This is a genomic window from Hymenobacter sp. IS2118 (assembly GCF_000715495.1).
Taxonomy (GTDB): domain Bacteria; phylum Bacteroidota; class Bacteroidia; order Cytophagales; family Hymenobacteraceae; genus Hymenobacter.
This window is the reverse complement of record NZ_JNLX01000167.1, coordinates 11,240-31,603: the sequence shown is the minus strand read 5'-3', so window position 1 is coordinate 31,603 and position 20,364 is coordinate 11,240. Positions and strand designations below refer to the sequence as shown.

Here is a 20,364-nt window from a genome sequence, read left to right as displayed (position 1 = left end):
AGAGCCTATCCGAAAAATAGGAGGGAGTGTCGCCAGACGGTGTTTGCGCAAGCCAGGTGGAGGAGGGCTTCGTAGTTGGCGACTTTCTTTTCCCAGCGGATGAGCAGGCGGCGGAAACGGTGGAACCAGGCGTGGGTGCGCTCGACGACCCAGCGACGGGCGCGGTAGCCGGGGGTGCGGCATTTGTCGGCTTCCTCTCCCCGGCTCAGGATGTGCACCCGGTAGCCCCACTGGGCCAGTAGGCGCCGAATGGCCTCGGCGTCGTAGCCCTTGTCGGCGCAGAAACCGGGGGCGAAATCGCCTTCGGCCGGTGGGGGCAGCACGGGCATCGAATCGAGTACGGCCTGTACTTGCGTCACTTCGTGGACGTTGGCTCCGGTCACGGCCACGCCGACGGGCAAGCCCTGAGCCTCGGTCAGCACGTGGCGTTTGACGCCGCCCTTGCCCCGGTCCGTCGGGTTGGGGCCGACGGCCTCGCCGCCAAGCGGGGCCTTGGTCTGGCAGGCATCCAGACACTGCCAGTCCCAATCCAGGCGGCCTTCGGCCTGTAACTGCACCAAGCCGCTGGTCCAAAGCCGCTTAAAAACGCCAGCCTGGGCCCACTGCTGGAACCGGTCATGGACCGTGGAGGTTGCCCCCAAGCACCGCGGCAAGGCCTTCCACTGCATCCCCGTAACCAAAATATAGTAGATGGCAAAAAACATTTGGCGGTTACAGGCGGCCGGCCGGCCGCGCTTACCAAGGCCGCTGGCCGGCTCCGGCAGCAGCGGTTCAGCGGCGGCCCAGAGTGCGGGAGAAGGCAAAAAATCGGCGTGTATGGTAGCTTCGTATTCGGTTGTAGTCGGGCGCAACGGGAAATTTGTTAGGTGTGGTAACCCCAAAATTCTCGCGCTCGGCTACAACTTCCTTATTTTCCGGATAGGCTCTAAGCATGCTGCCAACAGTAACGGTAGCTAAAAGGCCGTCATGCCGAGCGTAGCCGAAGCATCTCTACCGCGATACTAAACATGACTTACGCAGTCAGGCGCTGGCGCGCGTCTCCGACGCGTGACTTCCGGGCTTGGCGTTTCCAAACGCCGTCGTTCGCGCCGGCTGGTCGCGGCGGCCCCGCGCGTCAGAGACGCGAAACCAGCGAGCAACGCGTCGGAGACGCACGCCAACGCCTGAGTGGGTAAGTCCTATTAGAATTGGTTAGTTGCGTGGTAGAGATGCTTCGGCTACGCTCGGCATGACAAACCAAAAAACCTGGCTACTTCTGCAACACTGCCTAATAGTCGGCTTCCAGCCCCAAGCGTTGCTTGGCTTCGCGCAGGGCGGGAAACCGCTCGGCCAGGTACTCGAACTTGTCCGAGGTAGTGTAGAGCCTCTTAGCGGTGGGGGCGGCAGCCGTCAGAACGGGCTGCACCGTGAGGCGCGGGTGGCCAGTGCGGCGGCGCAGCTCGGCAAGGAACTCCACCCGCATTTCGTTGAACTGGTCCACCTGAATGGGATTGTCAACGGCAAGCTCGATGTTGTGCTCGGCGTTAGCAGTCACGGGGCGGTTCAGCACCCAGTACTCGCTCATGCGGTCCTGGGCGCGGCGCTCCTCGGCCAGCTCCTTCCACACGCGCTGCAACAGGTCCGCCTCAATAGGTGCCACGGGCCCGGTGTTGAACTGCGGTTCGGCTGTGACCGTAGCAGCCGGACCGGCAGCCTGCTTGCTGCTGAGGCTCTTCAAGCTGGGCATTTTGCTGGCCAGGCTGGGCATTTTGGCAAAGGCCACCGCGGGCGTGGGCCGGGGTGTGGGCTCGATGCCCTCGAAGCTGGGCACCCCGATTTCGACGTGCGGCAGGGTGTCACGCATCTGGTGCCGCTCGGTGATGGCAGCGGCCAGGTCAGCCTCGATGCTGGGCGTGTCGTGCAGCTCCTCCACGCCGTTTTCGACGGGCAGCGGGTCGGGACCGTCGGCCGGGGCCGGGCCGGTGGCGACGGGCGCCCCGGCCGGCATGGGCAACACAACGGGCGCGACGGGCGGGCGCGGAGCGGCCTGGTAAGACGCAGCCGGCGACTCGGTAGCGTAGGCCGCGGGCGCAGCGAATGAGGCCGCCGGAGTTGTAGCAGCGGCGGCGGCTACCGGGGCGTGTTGGGCGTGGCCGCCGCTGGCCGAATCGGAAGCGCCGGAAGTTACTCCTCCCCCATTGTTTACGTCGCTAGTTTTTTTTTTAGCCTCGCCGTTCGTGGCGGGGCTTAGCTCGCGCACAAACTGCACGGCCCCATTCAGGTAAGCCAGCTTCATGAGGGCCAGCTCGACGTGGAGGCGCTGATTTTTGGCTTGCTTAAACTCCCGGTCGCACTGGCTGATGAGGTTGAGTGCCGAGAGCAGGAAGGCCAGCGGCGCGGCCTGGGCCTGGGCCACGTACTGCTTCTTGATGCCGTCGGACACTTCCAGCAGCTGCACGGTCACGGCGTCTTTGCACACGAGCAGGCCGCGCAGGTGCTCGGCGGTGCCCACCACGAAATTGTGCAGGTCGAAACCGTTCTGCATCACCTCATCGAGCAAAAGCAGCGCGGCCGAGAGGTTTTCGCTCAGCAGACTGTCTACCAGCCGGAAATAATAGTCATAGTCGAGGATGTGCAGGTTTTGCACCACCTCTTTGTAGGTGAGGTTGTTGCCACCGAAGGTGACCATCTGGTCGAACATCGACAGGGCATCGCGCAGGCCGCCGTCGGCCTTCTGGGCCAGCAGGTGCAGGGCGTCGTCTTCGGCCGTGATGCCTTCCTGGGTAGCCACGTAGCGCAGGTGCTGGCGCATGTCCTCCACCTTGATGCGGCTGAAATCAAAAATCTGGCAGCGCGACAAGATGGTGGGAATAATCTTGTGGCGCTCGGTGGTGGCGAGAATAAATATGGCGTAGCTCGGCGGCTCCTCCAGCGTCTTGAGAAAGGCGTTGAAGGCCGCATTCGAGAGCATGTGCACCTCGTCGATGATGTAGATTTTATACTTGCCGGCCTGCGGGGCATAGCGCACCTGCTCCACCAGCGAGCGGATATCCTCGACCGAGTTGTTGGAGGCCGCATCCAACTCGTGCACGTTGAAGGAGGCATTTTCCTGGAAAGCCACGCAGGACGCGCACTGCCCGCACGCCTCGGTTTCGGGGCTGAGGTTGGTGCAGTTGATGGTTTTGGCCAGGATGCGGGCGCAGGTGGTTTTGCCCACCCCGCGCGGGCCACAAAACAGGAATGCCTGGGCCAGGTGCTGGCTCTGAATGGCGTTTTGCAGCGTGGTGGTGACGTGCTGCTGCCCCACCACGCTGCGAAACGTGGAAGGACGGTACTTGCGGGCCGAAACGACGAAATTATCCATAAGCTATGGGTAGCAAAGTTACCCAGAAACGGGCGGCTTTGGAAGCGGGAGAGCATAACCGAAAGGCCACCAGACGGTCATGCTGAGCGCAGCCGAAGCATCTCTACCGTGTAACTAATTCACTGCTTGCAACGAAGCGGTAGAGATACTTCGGCTGCGCTCAGTATGACTGTTATTTTATTCCACCCTCCTCCTTACTTCTCTTCATAAACACCTTTCCCACCGGAAACCTTCCCTCCTACCCCGCCGTTCCGGCTGTACCGCGTACCTTTGCGGCCCGTCTGGCCTTAACCAGTTATGCGGGACTCGTTCTTTACCATTTGGGGATGACCGGAATTGACAGCTCGCGCAAATTGCGGGTAAGCGTGCCAGGAGTTGATGGAAGCTCTCCTGTAAAAAAATCTATCAAACAACAACCGGCGACTATTCGTACGCCATGGCTGCCTAGTTTAGAATTAGGTAATGCCATCGTTCCGCCTGGGTAAGTTTCTACACCTGGGAGTTCGGAGCGTCGTAAGTAGAAAATAGTCTTCAAGGAGCTGTGACTTGGGGGCGAAACTCCACTGCAGCTAGGGGAATCTCAAGGGCCTGACTGACGCCTGAGATGCCATGAAAATTCAAGTCTGGATACGCACGTAGAAAGCACGTTGATTTCCTTGTCTGGACCAGGGTTCGAATCCCTGCATCTCCACCGTCTGATGAACAGACTACACCAAAAAGCCTCAAATCGTATGATTTGGGGCTTTTTTGTTTTTGCCTCGTCCTGAAAAACGGCTGCGGCTGGCGCGATTTACCAAGCGGATTTCCCTTCTGGAACACTGGCCATTATCACTTTACAAAATGGGGCAAAAACGGAACGCGGGAAAATATAAACCCTTGGTTAGAAACGAGGAGTTATCTGGATTGCTATGTAACATTCGGCGAATTGTCTGAAAACGCTAACTTAAACAGCTCTTTAGTGAGGCGCTGGCCTGCATACGGCGCCATTCATGGGCCGAAACCATTTTTGACACCTCGCCCCAGGAAACTGTTCTGCTGAAAATACCCCCACCAACTCCATACCTGACAGGAAGCGTTGGCTTGGGCAGCCGGAGGCGAAAGTCAAGCTTAGGCGAAACCTTCAGCAAACAAGGCCTTCCCCCAGACGGAGAAGGCCTTGCCAAAACGGGCGGCGGAGCCGCGGGGTTAAGCTTTCCGGCGCTGGCGCAGGCGCCGTAGCCCGTAAGCCGCGCCCGCCGCAAGCAGCAGCGATGCACCGCCGTCGACAGGTACGGTCACCGTACCGGGGCCGGGACCGCCCGTATCCGGCTGCGCAAGCGCGTCTCCGGCCAAAAACAGGAAACTGAATGCCATGACCAGCAGGATAGTATAATTCGTGTGCTTTTTCATCGTGTTAAGACTGAGAACGGAGAAAAAAGGCCAGTAAGCACCCGCCGAGCCAGCTGGTAGCCAGCCCGACGGGTACAAGATGGCAGTTGTTAGTCGATAACTACCCGTTTCACCACAGGTGCCGCGCCGCCGGCAGTTAGGCGGAGTGTATACACGCCCACCGGCAGGCCCTGCACGTCGAACCGAGCTTCGGTGCCCCCGGCCGTAACCGGGAGCGTACGCTGTTGCACCACCTGGCCCAAAGCATTTAGCAGCTTGGCGTTCAGTACTTTGGCAGCGGGTACCGCCGGCAGCCGCAGCGTGAAGCTCTGGTGCGCGGGGTTGGGGAAGACGTTTATCTGCGCCGATGTGAGGCCGGTGTGGGCACTCGTGATAGTCGTCGGCCTGAACAGCAGCGAGAAGCGGGTGCCTTGGTCGCCGGCCTGCATGGCCGTGAAAGAATAGCTGGGCTGGGTGCTCAGGTTGGTATAGGTATTCAGCAACGCATCGTGCAGCAGCACGGCAGCATCGGGGCTAAAGTTGAGCAGCTGCTCGGCCCGAAGGGTGGCAGCGCCAGCCCGCGACAAGCTCAGGACCAAGGGCACGGTCGTGCGAGCCATGAGCACAGGCAGACCGTTGATGCTCAGCAAAATTCCTTCGGCCAACGAAGCCAGCGACGCGCCCGTGCCACTGGACAGTTTGTAGGCGTCGTGCGAGCTGCTGAAACCGGCCATGGCTCCCTGCTCAAAATACACGTAGGTGTCATCGACCGCCGAACCCGTGCCCTGCAAGCGTAGCTGCAGCTGCGGCCGGGTATCGGCCGTGCCGCGGTTGAACACCGGCGACGGGGCGAAAGTCTTCACGCGGCTGTCGTTATCCAGGCTCAGGCTGCCCGTGCCTGGCTCGCTTACCCGCACAAAAAAGCCCTGACCGGCGGCAATTTGCTGCGACGCCCCGCCGATGCCGTTCACGAAGCTGCGGTAAGACCCCGTGTACCGGCCACTGGAGCTGTACACGTACACGGCCCGGTCCACGTTCTGGAAATTAGCGGCGGACAGCAGGCCCCAGTTGATGGGCGACGGGTACGGATTGCCCAGCAACTGCCAGCCCGACTGCGGCTGCATACCGCGGGTCAGCCCACTTTTCACCACCGGGCCGTTGTTGAACGAGCCCATGAAATCCACCAGCTCGGTTCCGGGAATATTCACTGCGTAACCCCGGCCCACCTCCATCGGCGTGGCGGCATTCTGGGGCGTCATGAAGCCCAGGTCGAAAACCGCCGCGGAACTGGGGCCAGCCGTGCTCGTGATGCGGCTTTCATCGTAGAAATACACGTCCGGAAAGGGCGTTACCGTGTTTCCCTGGGTGTTATAAGCCGGGTTGTAGATGGGCGAATAGGTTGCCGTGCGCAGGTCGTCGAGGGTGGTGCTCACCGGCGACGAATAGTGCCGGTAGCCACGCCCGCCATTCAGGCTGGCCTCGATGTACCGCTGCATGGTGCCGGCGCCATCAACGGCACCCGTTTCATTGACAATGAGGGCCGTACCGGCGCTCGACGACAGTAGTGTGAGCGGCTGTGCGGCGGTGTTGAGGCTGCCGTTGGTGAGGCGCAGCACGCGGGCTACACTCAGGCCGCTGGTCAGGGTCACGCCGTTGTTGCCGTTGTTCACTTCCAGGCTGCGCACCCGGTTGGGCAGGCCCGTACCGGAAATTTGCAGCGCGGTGCCGTTGTACACGTAGTGGGCGTCATCGCTGTAGGTGCGCGTGCCGCTCAGTTGTATCGACCCGGTGCTGCTGCCCGCCGTCGAGATGCCGGCCTCGTCGCAGATGAACAGCGTAGCTCCCATCTCCAGCAGGAAATTGCCGGGACCTACAATCGGCTGGCAATTGCTGATGAGTACGCCATCGGACTCCACCGTGAGGGTGCCGCTCACCGTCAGGGTGGCGCCCACCGTGGCTACGCCGGTGCCCGTCACAGTCACGTTGTTATAGGCGCCCGAAATGGTTTGGGGCGTGCTCACCACCAAATTGCCCAGGCCCGCAGCCGCTGTCACGTTCAGTGTGCCATTGGCGCTAGTGCCGTTGGCCGTGGTCACGCTCACCGGGTAGCTGGTGGGTGCGGGCGAGGCCGGCACGGGCAGGCTCACCGTCAGGCTCGTGGTGCTGCCGCTGGCCACCGTGCCCGTCAGGCTCGTGCCGTTGAAATTCACCGAAGTCGCGCCCGCCACGAAACCCGTGCCCGTGAGCGTTACGCTCGTGGTTTGCCCCGCCGGCACCGGGTTGGGCGCGATGGTGGCCAAGGTCGGAGCGGCGGCCACGGCCGGCGCTACTGTCAGCGGCTGGGTGCCGGTGGTGCCACCGGGCGTACTCACCGAAACCGGGAAAACAACGGCCGCTGTGACCGCTGGCGCCGGAATGCTGGCCGTGAGAGTCGTGGTATTAACAAAAGTTGTGGCCAGGGTTGTGCCATCGAAGCTTACCGTAGCGCCCGGCACGAAGCCCGTGCCCGTGAAGGTCACCGTCGTGGTTTCGCCCGCCGGAATACTAGTCGGGTTGATGGTCGCCAGCGTGGGAGCAGGCAGGGCGTTGAGCAGCACGGGACCACTGGTGCCGTTGGCCGTGGTCACGCTCACCGGGTAGCTGGTGGGTGCGGGCGAGGCCGGCACGGGCAGGCTCACCGTCAGGCTCGTGGTGCTACCGCTGGCCACCGTGCCCGTCAGGCTCGTGCCGTTGAAGTTTACCGAAGTCGCGCCCGCCACGAAACCCGTGCCCGTGAGCGTTACGCTCGTGGTTTGCCCCGCCGGCACCGGGTTGGGCGCGATGGTGGTCAGCGTCGGCGTAGCCGCAGCCGGACCAGTGGTCACGCTCACCCCCGGCGATGCCGGACTAGTGCCGCCACCGGCCGCGGACGAGCAAGTACCGCTTACGGTGATGATATATGTCGTGTTCGGCAGCAGACCCGACACCTCTACGTTACCAGCCACGGCGGCGTTGGCAGTCACGGTTGCGCCACCCAGCAAGGGTATGGCCGTCACCAGAAACGGCCCACCGGTGGTGCCCCCGGTCGGAATACCCACGTTGATGGACGTGCTGGAGATGACCGAAACAATGGGCGTGCTCACCGCCACGCACACGGCGACAGTAATGGCAAGGTTCAGGGGGTTCGATATCAGGTCGGGCCCAGGGTTCAAAACCGTGATGGCATTCACGGCACTGGGCTCGGCCAGCAACGCCGCCGGAATAGTAGCCGTGAGTCGCGTAGTCGAAACAAATGTTGTAGTCAACGGCATGCCATTGAATAACACCGTGCTGGCGGGCCCGAAATTGGCACCGTTCGCCGTCAGCACTGCCTCCGTAGTTTGGCCGGCCGTTAGGCTGACGGGGCTGATGCTCGTCAGGGTGGGGCCGCCCGCTTCGGCGGCGGGCGTCACATTAAGTAACACGGCGTTGCTGGTGCCGTTGGGCGTGGTCACCGTCACGGGCACGCTTACGGCTGTGGGCGTGGCAGGTACTGGCAGGGTAACCGTCAGGCTCATCGGGCTGGTCACCGTACCCGGTAAGCTTACGCCGCTGGAATTGACGGTGGTGGCATTCACCACGAAATTTGTGCCGGTGAGCGTGAGCGTGGCAAAGGTGCCAGCCGTAACCGGGTTGGGTACAACGGTTTCCAGCGTCGGCGTAGCAGCGGCCGAACCCGTGGTCACGCTTACCCCCGGCGAAGGCAGGCTGGTGCCGCCGCCGGCAGCAGCCGGGCAGGTACCCGTCACCGTCACGAGGTAGGTCGTATTCGGCAGCAGGCCGGGCACCCTCACGGTACCGGCCACGGTAGCATTGGCCGTCACGACCACGCCGCCCAGCAGCGGCGTCACGCGTATCACGTAAGGGCCTGTGGTGCTACTTCCGGCGGGAATACCCACGTCGATGGACGTGCTGACAACGCCCGAAATAAGGGGCGTGCTCACCGCTACGCACAGGGCCGCGTTCACAGCAAAATTGACGGGCTCCGAGAGCAGGCCCGCACCAATTGGAGCCAGATTCAGCACCCTAATGCTATTGGTTGAGTTGGGCAACGCCAGCAGGGCCGCCGGAATGACAGCCGTGAGCTGAGTAGTCGACACCACCGTGGTAACCAAGGGCATACCATTAAACTGCGCCACGCTGATGAGGGGGCTAAAACCCGTACCGGTCAGCGTCAGCGGGATGGCCACTGAGCCTGCCGTAGCTGAGGTGACCGACAACCCCGTGATGGTGGGGCTCTGCGCCCGCGCCGCTAGGGTACTTAGCAACAAGAGCAGCAGCATCGCAGATGCAACCCGCCGTGGTACCGAATGCATAAACTGCATCAGGAAAGTAAAAGACTGCAGCATAAAGCGAGGAAATGAAGTGAAAATAAAAAGGAAAGCTTTGTCTTTTTTTTATTAGCAATCCATGCACCAATGCCTGCCGAACAACGTCAACCCTCTTGCGTTCAAGCAACTATATCCGTCTCTTACCTGTGATTGTTTCCTAATTTCGGAGAGTATTCCCAATAATGGAAATGCACTTGTATTAATAAACCGGGAACATTAATTTGACTTATCAATGCGTAATACTGAGCGCAGTACAAGCATCCTGCGTGTAGCATTACTTCAGTCGTTGGTTGCCGGCAACTACTTGCCCGAACAAGATGCTTCGATTACGCTCAGCACGAAGTGCTTTCTTTCTTTTTGCAAAGCATTGTTTAAAAAATACTTATATTCAAATAAACTTTTGGTTATGCTGCATCACAAATCCTCCCTTTGCGCAGCTTTTCAGCTCAATGTCTGCCAAGACAAGCCACCCGAAGAAAAAATAACGTTCAGATAGTTTTTTGAATATATTACAATACAAATAAGTTAGCTATTTTTTAATTTATACTATATTTTAATAATTCAATTTCTTTATTCGCTGGTAAAGGCCTGTTTTTTCCATTTTATAGAAGAAGCTTCCGTCGTGTTACCAGCGATTCTGACGAAAAAGCCCATCGAAGTACCCAACGGACCCGGCAAACGATAGTCCCCAAGCCGTAGGGTGGCGTGCACCATTTTCACACCCTAGGCACGCACCGCGAAGCTCTTTACCAGAACGAGCGGCAACGTAGCATCCTCCAGCGTTCCGCAGCGTTTCCTAACGGGTGCATTCGGGTGGTGGGCCTGCTCAACAGTACGCCGGTTCGGAAGCCTGATGCGCTGACGCCCCGACCGGCCACCCGCTTCGTGTAGGAGCAGCCCGTACTTTTAGTGCACCAGCTGCGCGAACAGCCGCGCCAGGGTTTCGGCCGCGTCGGCGCAGCGGCCGGGGTGCACGGGCGAGGTTTGTACAATGGTGCTGCGGGTGGCAGTGAGCCAACGGAACCGCTCGGCCGTGCCGAACTGGCCGATGGTGCCCCCGGCCGCCCGGCCCTGGCAAATGCGCTCGAAAGCCTGCAAGCGGGCCTGCACCTCGGCCAGGTCCAGGCTCGGGGCTATGGCTTGCAGCTTGGCTTCGGGCAACTGAAAGCGGGTTTGTAGGAAGCCGAGGGAACGGCAGTAGAGCACCACGCCCACGTTCAGGAATTCCTCGCGCTCCACCAAAGGCACCACGCGCAACACGGCGTATTCAAATAAGTGCATTGCGGGCATCTTGGGCTTCCTGAACAAAGGTTTCGGCGGCGGCCAGGCGGGTTTCGAGGAAACGCACGTAGTCGACGCGCTGTGCTTCGGCGGGCGCGTCGCCATTGGTAAGCCACTCGTCGGGCACTAGGGCCACGATGGCACGGAGGATTTCAGGCGTAAGCTTGGCGCGGCTTTTGGCGTCGACTTCGGCCAGCTCGCTGGCCTGAGGCAGCAGCACGTGGTCTTTCACCTGCGGGAAGGGGCGCGGGCGTGGTTTGGCCCAGTCGGGACCGGCGTGGTGAGCGTAGAGGGCGGCGCCGTGGTCAATCAGCCACAGCTCCTTGTGCCACATGAGCAGGTTGGTATTGCGGGCGGTGCGGTCCACGTTCAGGGTCAGGCAGTCGAGCCACACAATTTGCGAGGCCAGGCGCGGCGCCACGGTGGTTACCAGCGCATCGAAGGTAATGGCGCCCGAGAGGTAGTGCAGCGCCAGGTTGCGGCCGGTGCTGGCGCGCAGTAGGTCCTGGATTTCCTCGTCGGGCTCGGTGCGGCCAAAGGCTTCGTCGAGCTCACAAAATACCAATTCCGGCACGCGCAGGCCCAAAAACCTGGCCAGCTCGCCCACAATCAGCTCCGCAATAAGGGCTTTCACGCCCTGCCCCGCGCCCCGAAACTTGAGCACGTACAGGAAGTTGTCGTCGGCCTCGACCAAGGCGGGCAGCGAGCCGCCCTCGCGCAGCGGGGTCACGTAGCGCGTCACGGCTACGGTTCGGAGTTCGAGGGCACTGGTTGCCGGCATAGGGAAGTAGTTACGCCACAAAGAACGTCATGCTTCATCTACAGGCCGCGCAGTCGAAGCATGACGGCTTACTTCCATTTCCGAAACCTCCTCCCCTACTTTTTCTTGCGCAACGCCAGGTAATCGAGGTAATACAGCACTTTCACCGACACCGAGTTATTGTGCGGGGTGTTGATGGTGCTGGTGAAGTTGTCGAAATACTGCGGCGTGGCCCGGTCGGCAAACAGCTCATCGGCGCTGGCGTTTTTCCACACCACGCTGATTTGGGAGCCCGGCGCGAACCACCACGAGTACACGGCGTCCACGTTGAAGGCGTTGTAGGTGTTGTCGCGGTTGCGCTCGTAGGTCACCAGCTGCTCTTGGCCGTTGGGCCGCAACTGGGCGAAATCCTTGTAGCGTACGTTGCTGGTGTAATGGCGCACCCGCAGCGTGAAGGCCATGCGGTTGGTGAAGGTGTAGGCCGTGGAAAGCACGTTCGATACCGTGGCCACGTCGCGGCGGCCCAGCAGCGCATCCACGGGGCCGCGGCCGGCGCGGAAGTCGCTGCTCAACAGGTCGATAATGGGCTGGTCCAGCGCTTCGCTCCCGTCGAGGCCGCCGTTCACGTAGCCAATCTGGTTCACGTCCAGGCTCCAGTTGATGCTGTAGCGGAAGGACAGGTGGTCGTTGACGCGGAAGCGCGGGTAGACGCCGAAGCTGTAGGTCTGGCGCCGGGGTCGGGGCAGCCGGTCGTCGTGGTTGTAGTGCCGCAGGCCCGCGTTGAAGCCGTAAAAGAACTTCTTGCGGCCATCCGAATCCAGGAACCAGACCAGACGAGCATTGCCCGGCACCCGCACAAAATAACTGCCCAACGGCCGGGTGCGCGGCTCGAAAAAGTCGTGCGAAACGGCGTCCACGTTAAAATCAAATCCGGTTTGGATGAAGCTTTTGGTGAACGTCGTATTGGCCCCCAAATACCCACTGAGGGCCTGGTAGCGCGTGGGCTTGTAGAGCAGCGTCTGGGTGATGACCGAAAAAACCGAGAAGTTATTCACCTTCCAGAAAGGCTTGAACTTCTGGTAAACAACCTGCGCGGACTGCGAAATATTGTTGTTGCCGAACAGAATCCCCAAATCATTGGGATTGTACGTGTCCGACTCAATGCCGTGGTTGAGGCTCCAGGTGAGGTTGCCGCTGATTTTGGACAGGCCCACGGCGTATTTATAGCCGTCCTGGTCGTCAATTTTTTCCTCGCTGCCGAAAGCCGTGCCGCGGCGCCGCGAGTACACCATGCGGCCATCAATGGCGTAGGCGTTTTTCTTGTCGGCGAAGCGAAACAGGCCGCCGGTCACGTTGGCGTCGTAGGTGCGGCCGGCGCGCGTCACGTTGGTGTTGATGAGGCTCACGAAGGAGTTGTTCTTCAGGCTTTGGTCGAGCACTACGATGCTGTAGTTGCTGAACGGCTGGGTAAGAATATCGCGCCGGGCGCCGGTGGTGCTGTCCTGCACCGTGGCGTACACGTCGTTGCTCAGGGCATTGAAAATGCCCAGGCCCTTGCTCGTGCGCCCCGACACCTTAGTTGCATTGAGCAGGCGCGTCACGCCGGGGTTTTCCACCACGAACTCGCCGCCGCGCCGCTCGCCGTCGCCCTCGCGGGTGCCCTTGCGCAGCTGCCCGCCCACCCGCCCGAAGCCGATGGGCGTGGCCCCCACCCGCCGCGAGTAAAACAAGCCGCCTTTGTTGAATAGCTCGGTGCCTTCGGTGAAAAACTGCCGGTTTTCGTTGAACTGCACTTCAAACGGCGAGAGGTTGAGCACCTGGTTGTCGCTCTGCACCTGCCCGAAATCGGGCACGAGCGTGGCATCGAGCGTGAAGCTTTCGTTGATACCCCACTTCACATCAGCCCCGCCGTTGAAGCTGGTGCTGGCGTTTTTCTTGCCCTGCTCGTTGAAGGGGTAGTGGTCGACGTAAGTCGAAACGTAGGGCGTGAGTGAGAGGCGCAGCGGCGGCTTGAGGTCGCGCAGGCCCGTGAGCACGCCCCACTGGTTCACAAAACCATCGACGCCGGGCCGCACTTCGTTCCAAAAAAACGCCTGGTTTTCGCGCTTGCGCTGCCGCATAAAGTTCAGGCCCCACTGCTGAATTTCGGCCGTGCTGAAGCGGAGCGCGGAGTACGGAATCCGTATTTCGGCCACCCAATCGGTGCCCCGCAGGGCGGTGCGGCTTTCCCACACGGCGTTCCAGGCGAAGTCTTCGCCGCTGGCCGGCGAGTAGCGGGCATCCATCTGCACGCCGCCGGTGGTCACGAAAAAAGCGTAGCCGTTGAGCTTGTCCTGATAGGTATCGAAAAAGACACCGATGAAGTCCGTATTGCCAAAATTGTCGCGGTCGGTGAGCTCGCGCGGGATGGAATCGGTGGACACGTCGTGCATCACGGCCCCGATGTAAATGGCGGCATCGTCGTAGAGCACGCGCACTTCGGTGGGGTGCTTTTCGTGGGGGCCGGGGTTGGGCCGGTTCTGAATGAAGTCGGTGGCGACTGCGGCCTCGCGCCACACGGCTTCATCGAGCACGCCGTCGAGCTTGATGAGCTGCGTCATGCGCAGGGCGGCGAGCTGGCGCTTGGGCGCCAGCGTGGCCATAGCGGAATCCTGGCCGGCGGCAGACGCCTGGGCCCTGGCTGGTGCATAAGCCAGGGCCAGCAACCCTAAAAGCAGAAAAAAAGGGCGCAGAATAGAGGTGAGGAACATAAAAAAGGTACTGATTTGCAGAAAGAAGGAGAGAAAGAAAAGCGAACAAGGACGCGCAGGACTATGGCGGGCTGCTTGTGGATGAAAATCAGTTTCAGGCAGCGGGGCCGAGCGGGCGCAAGTGGCCTTTTCACTCACCAAATGCCGGCCAGCGCCCCTGTCATCGACGAGGCGGGTTGCAGCCCTTCTCCCCGATAATGCCCGGCCCCGTTGCCTGAAACTACTATTCAGCCAGTGCTAGCAAAAACCGCATCCATTAATCCAAAACCCTTATTTTTAGACGCGAACAATCCAAATCAAAGGCTGCTGGCGCCTGATTTCGTGGGAAAACTGCCGGTTGGGCCGATGGTTACAGGCGCTTGCGGAAATACACGTCGTTGCTGATGGATTCGAGCCGGACGAGCGGGCCGCTGCCCCGCAGCGTGCCCTTCACCAGGTAGCCCACGATGGGGTTTTTCCGGGGCTCGGTGCTGAACGCAATGTCCTGGTCGGTATAAACTTCGCCGGTGATGGTTTTCAGGGCCAACTCGGCGCCCTGGTTATCGGGCCAGGTCACGTCTACAAAACCGCTCAGCGACTTCACCTCCATTGCGCCGCTGAGGCCCGCGATGTCCACATTGGCGCTGTAGCTGTACACGCGCAGGGCCACGTCGGCGGGCAGCGTAATGTCGTAGCTGATTTCGGTGCACACCTCCTGGCCAAACCACACGTTGCGGCCCCCGGCCGGCGCGTCCGGGCAGTCGCCGGGCCGGGCGTCCCGCAGCATTTCCTTATCGAAATCAGCCGTCAGCTTCACTTCCGCCGCCGAGGTTGCCAGGTCAAATTTCAGGGCGTCGTTCAGCCGGTTCTGGTTCACGCTCACGGTGGCTTTAACCAGCATTTTGCGGCCCGCCCCAGCCCGGATGCGAATGTTACCGCCCTGTTTCAGGTTGAGAAACACGCGCTGCCCGGCGGCGATATCAGCGCTTTTTTCAACAATTTTTTGGGCAAAAACCGCTTGCACGCTGCTTGCCGCAGCAATCAAAAACAGGGAGAACAGGAGGTGACGCATGAGATTGCAGAAATGAAAGGTGAAAGATTGGGTGTTGTTGTAGGAACGCGCCTTGGCGCGTTCGGCGGCCGCACCATGAGGGTTGTAACAGGCGCGCCCGTCAGGCGCCGAACGCGCCAAGGCGCATTCCTACTTGGCTTTGCGGACGAAAATGTCGCCACTCACCGTTTTTAATGACACAGAGTTGCCGCCGCCGTTCACGCTGCCATCCACCACTTGGCCGCCGATATGGCGCATGCTGTCGTCGCCTTTGCCTATGGTAATGTCGAAATCGGTGTACACTTCGCCCGATACCGAACGCATTTTCATGGTGGCTTTGGTGTTGGCGGGCATGCTCACATCTACGTCGCCGCTCACCGTCGAAATGGAGCTGGGGCCTTGACGCAGCGGGGCAAAACGCACCACAATGTCGCCGCTCACGGTGTTGGCCACCACTGGGCCGGTCACGTTGGTCAGCTTGATGTCGCCGCTTTTCACGTTCACTTCGAGGTCGCCGCTCATGTCGCGGATGACGATATCACCGCCGCTCCAGCCGGTTTGGTTGTACTGCACGGCGAGGTTGCGCGGCACCCGAATCACGTAGCTGGCATCGTTGCGCGAGGCCCGCGCAATGCGCACGGTATTATCGGTCTGGGTCACGGCCAGGCCGGTTCTGGTGTTGTCCACGGCCGAGTTGTAGATGGGCCGGAGGCCGGCGGCGCGCTTGTTGGGCTCTTCGTAGCCGTCGCCTTTTATCACCAGGTCGTTGCCGTCGATGCCTTCCACCGTCACGTCGCTGCCCTGCATGTCGATAACGATTTTGCGGTCTTTGCCGCCGAGTTTGGTCCGGTATTCCTGCGCTTGCCCGGAATGGGCGGCCAACATGCCCGAGATGGTAAGTAAGATGAGCTTATTCATGGGGAAAAAAATTGACAAGTGAGGGCCTGGCACGGCGCCGGAAAACCGGCGCCGCGTTGCAGAAAAGAGGGTGAGAAAAGCGCGTAATCGGTTGGTTTAAATCAGTTTGCCGATGCCGGCTTCGGCCTGAGCTCGCACCACGGGCAAGGCGTCGGCGCGCTTGGCGAGGCGTTCGAGCTGGGGCACGGCGCGGCGCACGCGCATCGATACCACCATGTCGATGAGCGTGATTTGCACGTTGGGGTCGGTTTGAATGGCCAGGGCATGCACCAGGCCTTCGCGCACCCGCGGGTCGTCGCGCAGGCGGTACAGGGCCTCGCAGGCGGCCAGGCGCACGTTGGGGCTGGCGTCGAAATTGAGGGTATTGAGCAGCACCTGTACCGTAGGGTCGCCGGGTTCCGACTCTTTGCCGGAGCTAGCCACCAGCCGGATTCGGTCGCTGGCCGAAACAGCACTGCCCGCCAGTGCCTGCCGCAGCTTCACCTGTTCCATTTTACCGGAAGCAGCCGCATCAGCGGCAGTGGCAGCCACAGAATCGCCACCGCGCGGGCCCCAGGACAGCTGGCGACCTAGCATTACGCCGGCGGCAAGCAGCACAATGCTCGCCGCAACGCGCAGCCAGGTACCGGCAAGGGCCGAAGGCCACATGGATACCACGCGAGCCGGGGGCGCGGCCGGCGCGGCGGCCACGGGTTGCAGCAGCGCCTTTTGCTCTTCTAACAGAGCCATAAAATTGGCACGCAGAGCCGTGCGGGGCACTTCGGGCAGGGCGGCGTCCAGGTCATCGGTTAGGGCGCGGAGCTGCTTTACCTGGAGCTGGCAGCCGGGGCAGGTGGTGAGGTGGGCCGCCACGCGCTCGGCCTCGGCGGCGGGCAGGCTGCGCTCGGCGTAGGCCGGGAGCAGCGCTTCCAGCTCGTGGCAGACAGTAAATTGGGGCGTTTTCATTTTTAGTTGGCGAAGTAGATTTTGCGCAGCGCTTGCAGGGCGCGGTGGGCTTTCACGCGGGCGGCTTCGGCGGTGCAGCCCAGGAGCTGGCCAATTTCTTCGTAGCCAAAGCCCTGGAAGCGGTGCAACACCAGGATTTCGCGCTGCGGCGTAGGCAGCAGGGCCAGGGCTTCGTGCAGGTCATCGTGGTGGCTGCTGACGCGCATTTGGACGAAGGCGGCCCCGCGCAGGCCGCCGGTTTTTTCCACCTCTGCCACGTCGTCGTCGGCCCGCAGCTTTTGCTGGCGCTGCCAGTAGTCGGCGTGCACGTTGCGGGCCATCTGGTACACCCAGGCTTTGAAGGGCTGGGTGGGCTGGTAGCTACTGCGGTATTTGAGGATGCGCTCGAACACGGTTTGGGTGAGGTCTTCGCTGGTGTCGCGGTTGTTGGTAAGGCGGGTGAGGTAGTTGAACAGGGGCCCGTGGTAGCGCTCAAAGAGCGGCACGAGCTGGTCGAGGTCATCGGCCCGGACCGCGGCCATCAGTTCTTCGTCGCTCGTGCTCGTGGTAGTCACGGGTGGGGGTTTGGGGTGAGTTGCAAGGAGTACCGGGCTGGGTGGCATTCGTTACAAAGGCCCGAAAAAAATTATTAAATCGAAGGAATATAGTCCGGTGCTGATTAGGTAATCTGCTTGTAATGTTGAGGTAATGAGGTAGCAATAGTTTTGGGCCACTGTTTCACTCCTGCCATTTTTATGCCCGCACACCTTTACTTTTCCCGAATTTCCGTTGCCCTCGCGCTGGCACTGAGCGCCGCCGGTACCGCCGCGCAGGCCCAAACTGTAGCCCAGGGCTTCGAGGGCGGCGCGGCCGACACCTGGGCCTTCACCCCCACGCCCGCGACCTACAACGACTTGGCAGCCACCGACCAATGGGCGGTGCTTACCACCATCGGCACGGCCGGCACCGGGGTTGCCGTGACCACGCCCTCGGCCGGCGCCAACCTGTGGGGCGGGCGCGATTTGCAGAGCCTGGGCCAGACTAACGACCTGAGCATCTGGCACTACCTGGACTTTGCGCCGTTGGCCATTCAAACCGGCGCGGCGGCGGCCAACCTCGTCACCTTCAAATACAACAGCACCGGCTTCGATACGCCCGACTCGCTGGCCTACGTGGTGCAGTTCGACAACGGCACCACCTGGCCTGTGCCCCGCACATACGCGCAGCTCAACAAAAACACGGCCGCCTGGACCACCGTCACGGTGGCCGTGCCCGCCGGCAGCAGCCACGCCCGCCTGCGCCTGGCCGTGCGCCAAAACGGCAACGACGACTGGGTGGCTTTTGATGAGGTGAGCCTCGGCCAGGGTGCGGTGGTGGTGCCCCCTGCGGTCACCCCGGACCTGGGCTTCACCGGCGCCACCACCCCAATTATCGTGGCCGAAAACGCCGGCACCGTAACGCTCCCGCTCAGCATCCGCAACGCGAATGCCACGGCCAGCACGGTGCAAGCCGTGGTGACACCGCTGGGCACGGCCACGGCCGGCGCCGATTTCACCTTTGCTACCACCCAAACCCTCACCTTCGCGCCGGGCAGCACCACGCCGGTCACGCTCACACTGCCCATCCTGGATGATGCCACCGCCGAGCCCGCCGAATACTTCTCGGTGCGCCTCCAGAATCCTACCAATGCCACGCTCACGGCCGGCGCCACCGAGTTTCTGGTTTTCATCAAAGACAACGACTCGCCAGCCCCGGCACGCACCGGCAACCTCACGCTGAACCGCCTGGGCAGCTACCAGAACGGGACAGCATTCAACGGCAGCACGCAAATCAACTCGGCCGAAATCGTGGCCCACGACCCCGGCACCCAGCGGCTGTACGTGTCCAACTCCGTTGGCGGCAAGCTCGATATTCTCAATTTCACTACGCCGGGGGCTATTACGCCGGTGACGTCCATCAGCATGGCGCCTTACGGCAACCTCAATTCGGTGGCGGTGCGCAACGGACTGGTGGCCTGCGCCGTGGAAGGAACCACGCCCCAGGACCTCGGCAAAATCGTGTTTTTTGACCAGAACGGCACCTTTCTTACGCAAGTGACGGCCGGCGCCCTGCCCGACATGGTGACCTTCTCGCCCGATGGCCGCTACGTCATCACGGCCAACGAGGGCGAGCCCAACGCCACCTATACCAACGACCCCGTGGGCTCGGTGACGGTGGTAAACGTGAGTGGCGGCATCGCTAGCCTCACGCAAGCCAACGCCACGACGGTGGATTTCAGCGGCTACAACACCCAGGCGGCGGCCTTGCGCACAGCCGGCATCCGCATTTTCGGTGGCCCGGCCGCCGGGCCGGCCAGCTCGGTGGCCCAGGATTTGGAGCCGGAGTACGTGACGGTATCCGCCGATTCGCGCACGGCCTATATTGGCTTGCAGGAAAACAACGCCCTGGCCACGCTCGACCTCGCCACGCTGCAATTCACGGCGCTGCGGCCCATCGGCTACCAGGACCACAGCCAGCCCGGCTTCAGCTTCGATGCTTCGGACCAGGCCGCCGATATTCTGCTGGCCAACTGGCCGGTGCGCGGCATGCGCCAGCCCGACGCCATCGCGGCGTTTGACCTGCCCACTACGCTGGGCGGCGGCCGCTACCTCCTCACCGCCAACGAAGGCGACGCCCGCGAGTACACCGGCACCGGCGGCCTGGTGGAAGCCGTGCGCCTCGGCAACGCCGCCTACGTGCTCGACCCCACGGCGTTTCCGCAGGCCGCGCTGCTGAAAAATAACAGCGCCCTGGGCCGCCTCAACGTGACCAACCAGCTGGGCGATACCGACGGCGACGGCGACTTTGACGAGATTTATGCCTTTGGGGGCCGCTCATTCAGCATTCTCAACGCCACCACCGGCGCGCTGGTGCACGACAGCGGCGACCTCCTGGAGCGCCTCACCAGCACCGACCCCACGTTTGGCGGCGTCTTCAACGCCAGCAACGGCGCCACGGCGGCCCCCGTCCGCAAGAACCGCTCCGACGACAAAGGTCCCGAGCCCGAAGGCGCCACCACCGGCGTGGTTCGCGACACCACCTACGCCTTCATCAGCCTGGAACGCCAGGGCGGCGTGCTGATACTGAACGTAAACGACCCTGCCAACCCGCGCCTGGTGCAGTACGTGAACAACCGCAGCCTCACCGACGGCACCGGCGACCAGGGACCCGAAGGGCTCGTGTTCGTGGCCGGCAGCAACAGCCCCACCGGCCTGCCCCTGCTCATTATGGCCAACGAAATCAGCAGCACCGTGTCGGTGTATCAAATCGGCCTGCGCGGCGTGGTGGTCACCGCCAACCGGCCCGGCGCTACCGGCCCCGCCGCACTGCATTGCTACCCCAACCCCGCCACGCCCGAAACCGCCGTGCGCCTGAGCCGCCCCGTGACCGGCAGGCTGCTCGATGGCCTGGGCCGCACCGTGCGCCAACTGCCCCTGCCCACCGACCGCCTCGACGTGCGTGGCCTGCCCGCCGGCCTCTACCTGCTGCACGCCGCCGATGGCGCCACCAGCCGCCTGATGGTGCGGTAGCCCAGGAGCCGGAAACGCAAAATGGTCGCGCTGAGCTTAGCTCAGCGCGACCATTTTGCGTTTTTCAAATAA

General features: G+C 61.8%; 15 protein-coding genes and 1 other RNA gene. 5 read left to right on the top strand and 11 right to left on the bottom strand.

What is annotated here, in order from left to right; genetic code table 11:
• Positions 1–5: 5 nt before the first annotated feature.
• On the bottom strand, positions 6–818 hold the full coding sequence (locus GM79_RS17550) for an IS5 family transposase (RefSeq protein ID WP_051719022.1): 813 nt from the start codon (positions 816–818) through the stop codon (positions 6–8).
• Between the two features lie 449 nt (positions 819–1,267).
• Positions 1,268–3,343, bottom strand: a complete 2,076-nt coding sequence (locus GM79_RS17545) for a DNA polymerase III subunit gamma/tau (protein ID WP_035566521.1) — start codon at positions 3,341–3,343, stop codon at positions 1,268–1,270.
• Between the two features lie 322 nt (positions 3,344–3,665).
• Here GM79_RS17545 and ssrA point away from each other — a divergent pair.
• Both ssrA and GM79_RS26575 read left to right on the top strand, forming a co-directional pair.
• Positions 3,666–4,037, top strand: a transfer-messenger RNA (tmRNA) gene (gene ssrA / locus GM79_RS23880).
• A 42-nt stretch (positions 4,038–4,079) separates the two neighbouring features.
• Positions 4,080–4,382: a transposase gene (locus GM79_RS26575; RefSeq protein WP_081867852.1), complete on the top strand. Its 303-nt coding sequence runs from the start codon at positions 4,080–4,082 to the stop codon at positions 4,380–4,382.
• Between the two features lie 146 nt (positions 4,383–4,528).
• On the opposite strand, the gene GM79_RS25820 is transcribed toward GM79_RS26575, so the two are convergent.
• Positions 4,529–4,732, bottom strand: coding sequence for a PID-CTERM protein-sorting domain-containing protein (locus GM79_RS25820; RefSeq protein WP_035566518.1), 204 nt, complete (start codon positions 4,730–4,732; stop codon positions 4,529–4,531).
• A gap of 89 nt (positions 4,733–4,821) precedes the next feature.
• Entirely contained in the window at positions 4,822–9,078 is a 4,257-nt protein-coding gene (locus GM79_RS17535) for an IPT/TIG domain-containing protein (RefSeq protein ID WP_081867851.1), read from the bottom strand.
• Between the two features lie 214 nt (positions 9,079–9,292).
• On the opposite strand from GM79_RS17535, the gene GM79_RS25060 reads away from it, so the two are divergent.
• Both GM79_RS25060 and GM79_RS25055 read left to right on the top strand, forming a co-directional pair.
• Positions 9,293–9,556 (top strand): hypothetical protein, encoded by a 264-nt coding sequence (locus GM79_RS25060; RefSeq protein WP_152560060.1) that lies wholly within the window; start codon positions 9,293–9,295, stop codon positions 9,554–9,556.
• Positions 9,557–9,765: 209 nt separating this feature from the next.
• Positions 9,766–9,951: a hypothetical protein gene (locus GM79_RS25055; protein ID WP_152560059.1), complete on the top strand. Its 186-nt coding sequence runs from the start codon at positions 9,766–9,768 to the stop codon at positions 9,949–9,951.
• Between the two features lie 15 nt (positions 9,952–9,966).
• Here GM79_RS25055 and GM79_RS17530 read toward each other — a convergent pair whose 3' ends face one another.
• From GM79_RS17530 to GM79_RS17500, 7 genes are all read right to left on the bottom strand, one after another.
• Positions 9,967–10,350 carry a DUF3037 domain-containing protein gene (locus tag GM79_RS17530; protein WP_035566512.1) on the bottom strand — a complete coding sequence of 128 codons (384 nt, stop codon included), beginning with the start codon at positions 10,348–10,350 and terminating at the stop codon, positions 9,967–9,969.
• Entirely contained in the window at positions 10,328–11,122 is a 795-nt protein-coding gene (locus GM79_RS17525; protein WP_035566509.1) for a HipA family kinase, read from the bottom strand. Before GM79_RS17525 ends, GM79_RS17530 begins: the two co-directional genes overlap by 23 nt.
• A gap of 95 nt (positions 11,123–11,217) precedes the next feature.
• Complete coding sequence (locus GM79_RS17520) at positions 11,218–13,851, bottom strand: DUF5916 domain-containing protein (RefSeq protein WP_081867850.1); 2,634 nt, start codon at positions 13,849–13,851, stop codon at positions 11,218–11,220.
• 349 nt (positions 13,852–14,200) lie between these two features.
• Complete coding sequence (locus tag GM79_RS17515; protein ID WP_035566541.1) at positions 14,201–14,902, bottom strand: hypothetical protein; 702 nt, start codon at positions 14,900–14,902, stop codon at positions 14,201–14,203.
• 129 nt (positions 14,903–15,031) lie between these two features.
• Positions 15,032–15,799, bottom strand: a complete 768-nt coding sequence (locus tag GM79_RS17510; RefSeq protein ID WP_035566506.1) for a DUF4097 family beta strand repeat-containing protein — start codon at positions 15,797–15,799, stop codon at positions 15,032–15,034.
• Positions 15,800–15,895: 96 nt separating this feature from the next.
• Positions 15,896–16,744 (bottom strand): zf-HC2 domain-containing protein, encoded by an 849-nt coding sequence (locus GM79_RS23290; protein WP_051719018.1) that lies wholly within the window; start codon positions 16,742–16,744, stop codon positions 15,896–15,898.
• 2 nt (positions 16,745–16,746) lie between these two features.
• Entirely contained in the window at positions 16,747–17,298 is a 552-nt protein-coding gene (locus tag GM79_RS17500) for an RNA polymerase sigma factor (RefSeq protein WP_051719017.1), read from the bottom strand.
• A 180-nt stretch (positions 17,299–17,478) separates the two neighbouring features.
• On the opposite strand from GM79_RS17500, the gene GM79_RS23285 reads away from it, so the two are divergent.
• On the top strand, positions 17,479–20,292 hold the full coding sequence (locus GM79_RS23285; RefSeq protein WP_051719016.1) for a choice-of-anchor I family protein: 2,814 nt from the start codon (positions 17,479–17,481) through the stop codon (positions 20,290–20,292).
• Positions 20,293–20,364: the final 72 nt, after the last annotated feature.

What these genes read in the sequence shown, in the direction of transcription:
- GM79_RS17545 (WP_035566521.1), bottom strand. Translation starts at nt 3,343, where the DNA reads ATGGATAATTTCGTCGTTTCGGCCCGCAAGTACCGTCCTTCCACGTTT.
- GM79_RS25820 (WP_035566518.1), bottom strand. Translation starts at nt 4,732, where the DNA reads ATGAAAAAGCACACGAATTATACTATCCTGCTGGTCATGGCATTCAGT.
- GM79_RS17535 (WP_081867851.1), bottom strand. Translation starts at nt 9,078, where the DNA reads ATGCTGCAGTCTTTTACTTTCCTGATGCAGTTTATGCATTCGGTACCA.
- GM79_RS25060 (WP_152560060.1), top strand. Translation starts at nt 9,293, where the DNA reads ATGCGTAATACTGAGCGCAGTACAAGCATCCTGCGTGTAGCATTACTT.
- GM79_RS17530 (WP_035566512.1), bottom strand. Translation starts at nt 10,350, where the DNA reads ATGCCCGCAATGCACTTATTTGAATACGCCGTGTTGCGCGTGGTGCCT.
- GM79_RS17525 (WP_035566509.1), bottom strand. Translation starts at nt 11,122, where the DNA reads ATGCCGGCAACCAGTGCCCTCGAACTCCGAACCGTAGCCGTGACGCGC.
- GM79_RS17520 (WP_081867850.1), bottom strand. Translation starts at nt 13,851, where the DNA reads ATGTTCCTCACCTCTATTCTGCGCCCTTTTTTTCTGCTTTTAGGGTTG.
- GM79_RS17515 (WP_035566541.1), bottom strand. Translation starts at nt 14,902, where the DNA reads ATGCGTCACCTCCTGTTCTCCCTGTTTTTGATTGCTGCGGCAAGCAGC.
- GM79_RS17510 (WP_035566506.1), bottom strand. Translation starts at nt 15,799, where the DNA reads ATGAATAAGCTCATCTTACTTACCATCTCGGGCATGTTGGCCGCCCAT.
- GM79_RS23290 (WP_051719018.1), bottom strand. Translation starts at nt 16,744, where the DNA reads ATGAAAACGCCCCAATTTACTGTCTGCCACGAGCTGGAAGCGCTGCTC.
- GM79_RS23285 (WP_051719016.1), top strand. Translation starts at nt 17,479, where the DNA reads ATGCCCGCACACCTTTACTTTTCCCGAATTTCCGTTGCCCTCGCGCTG.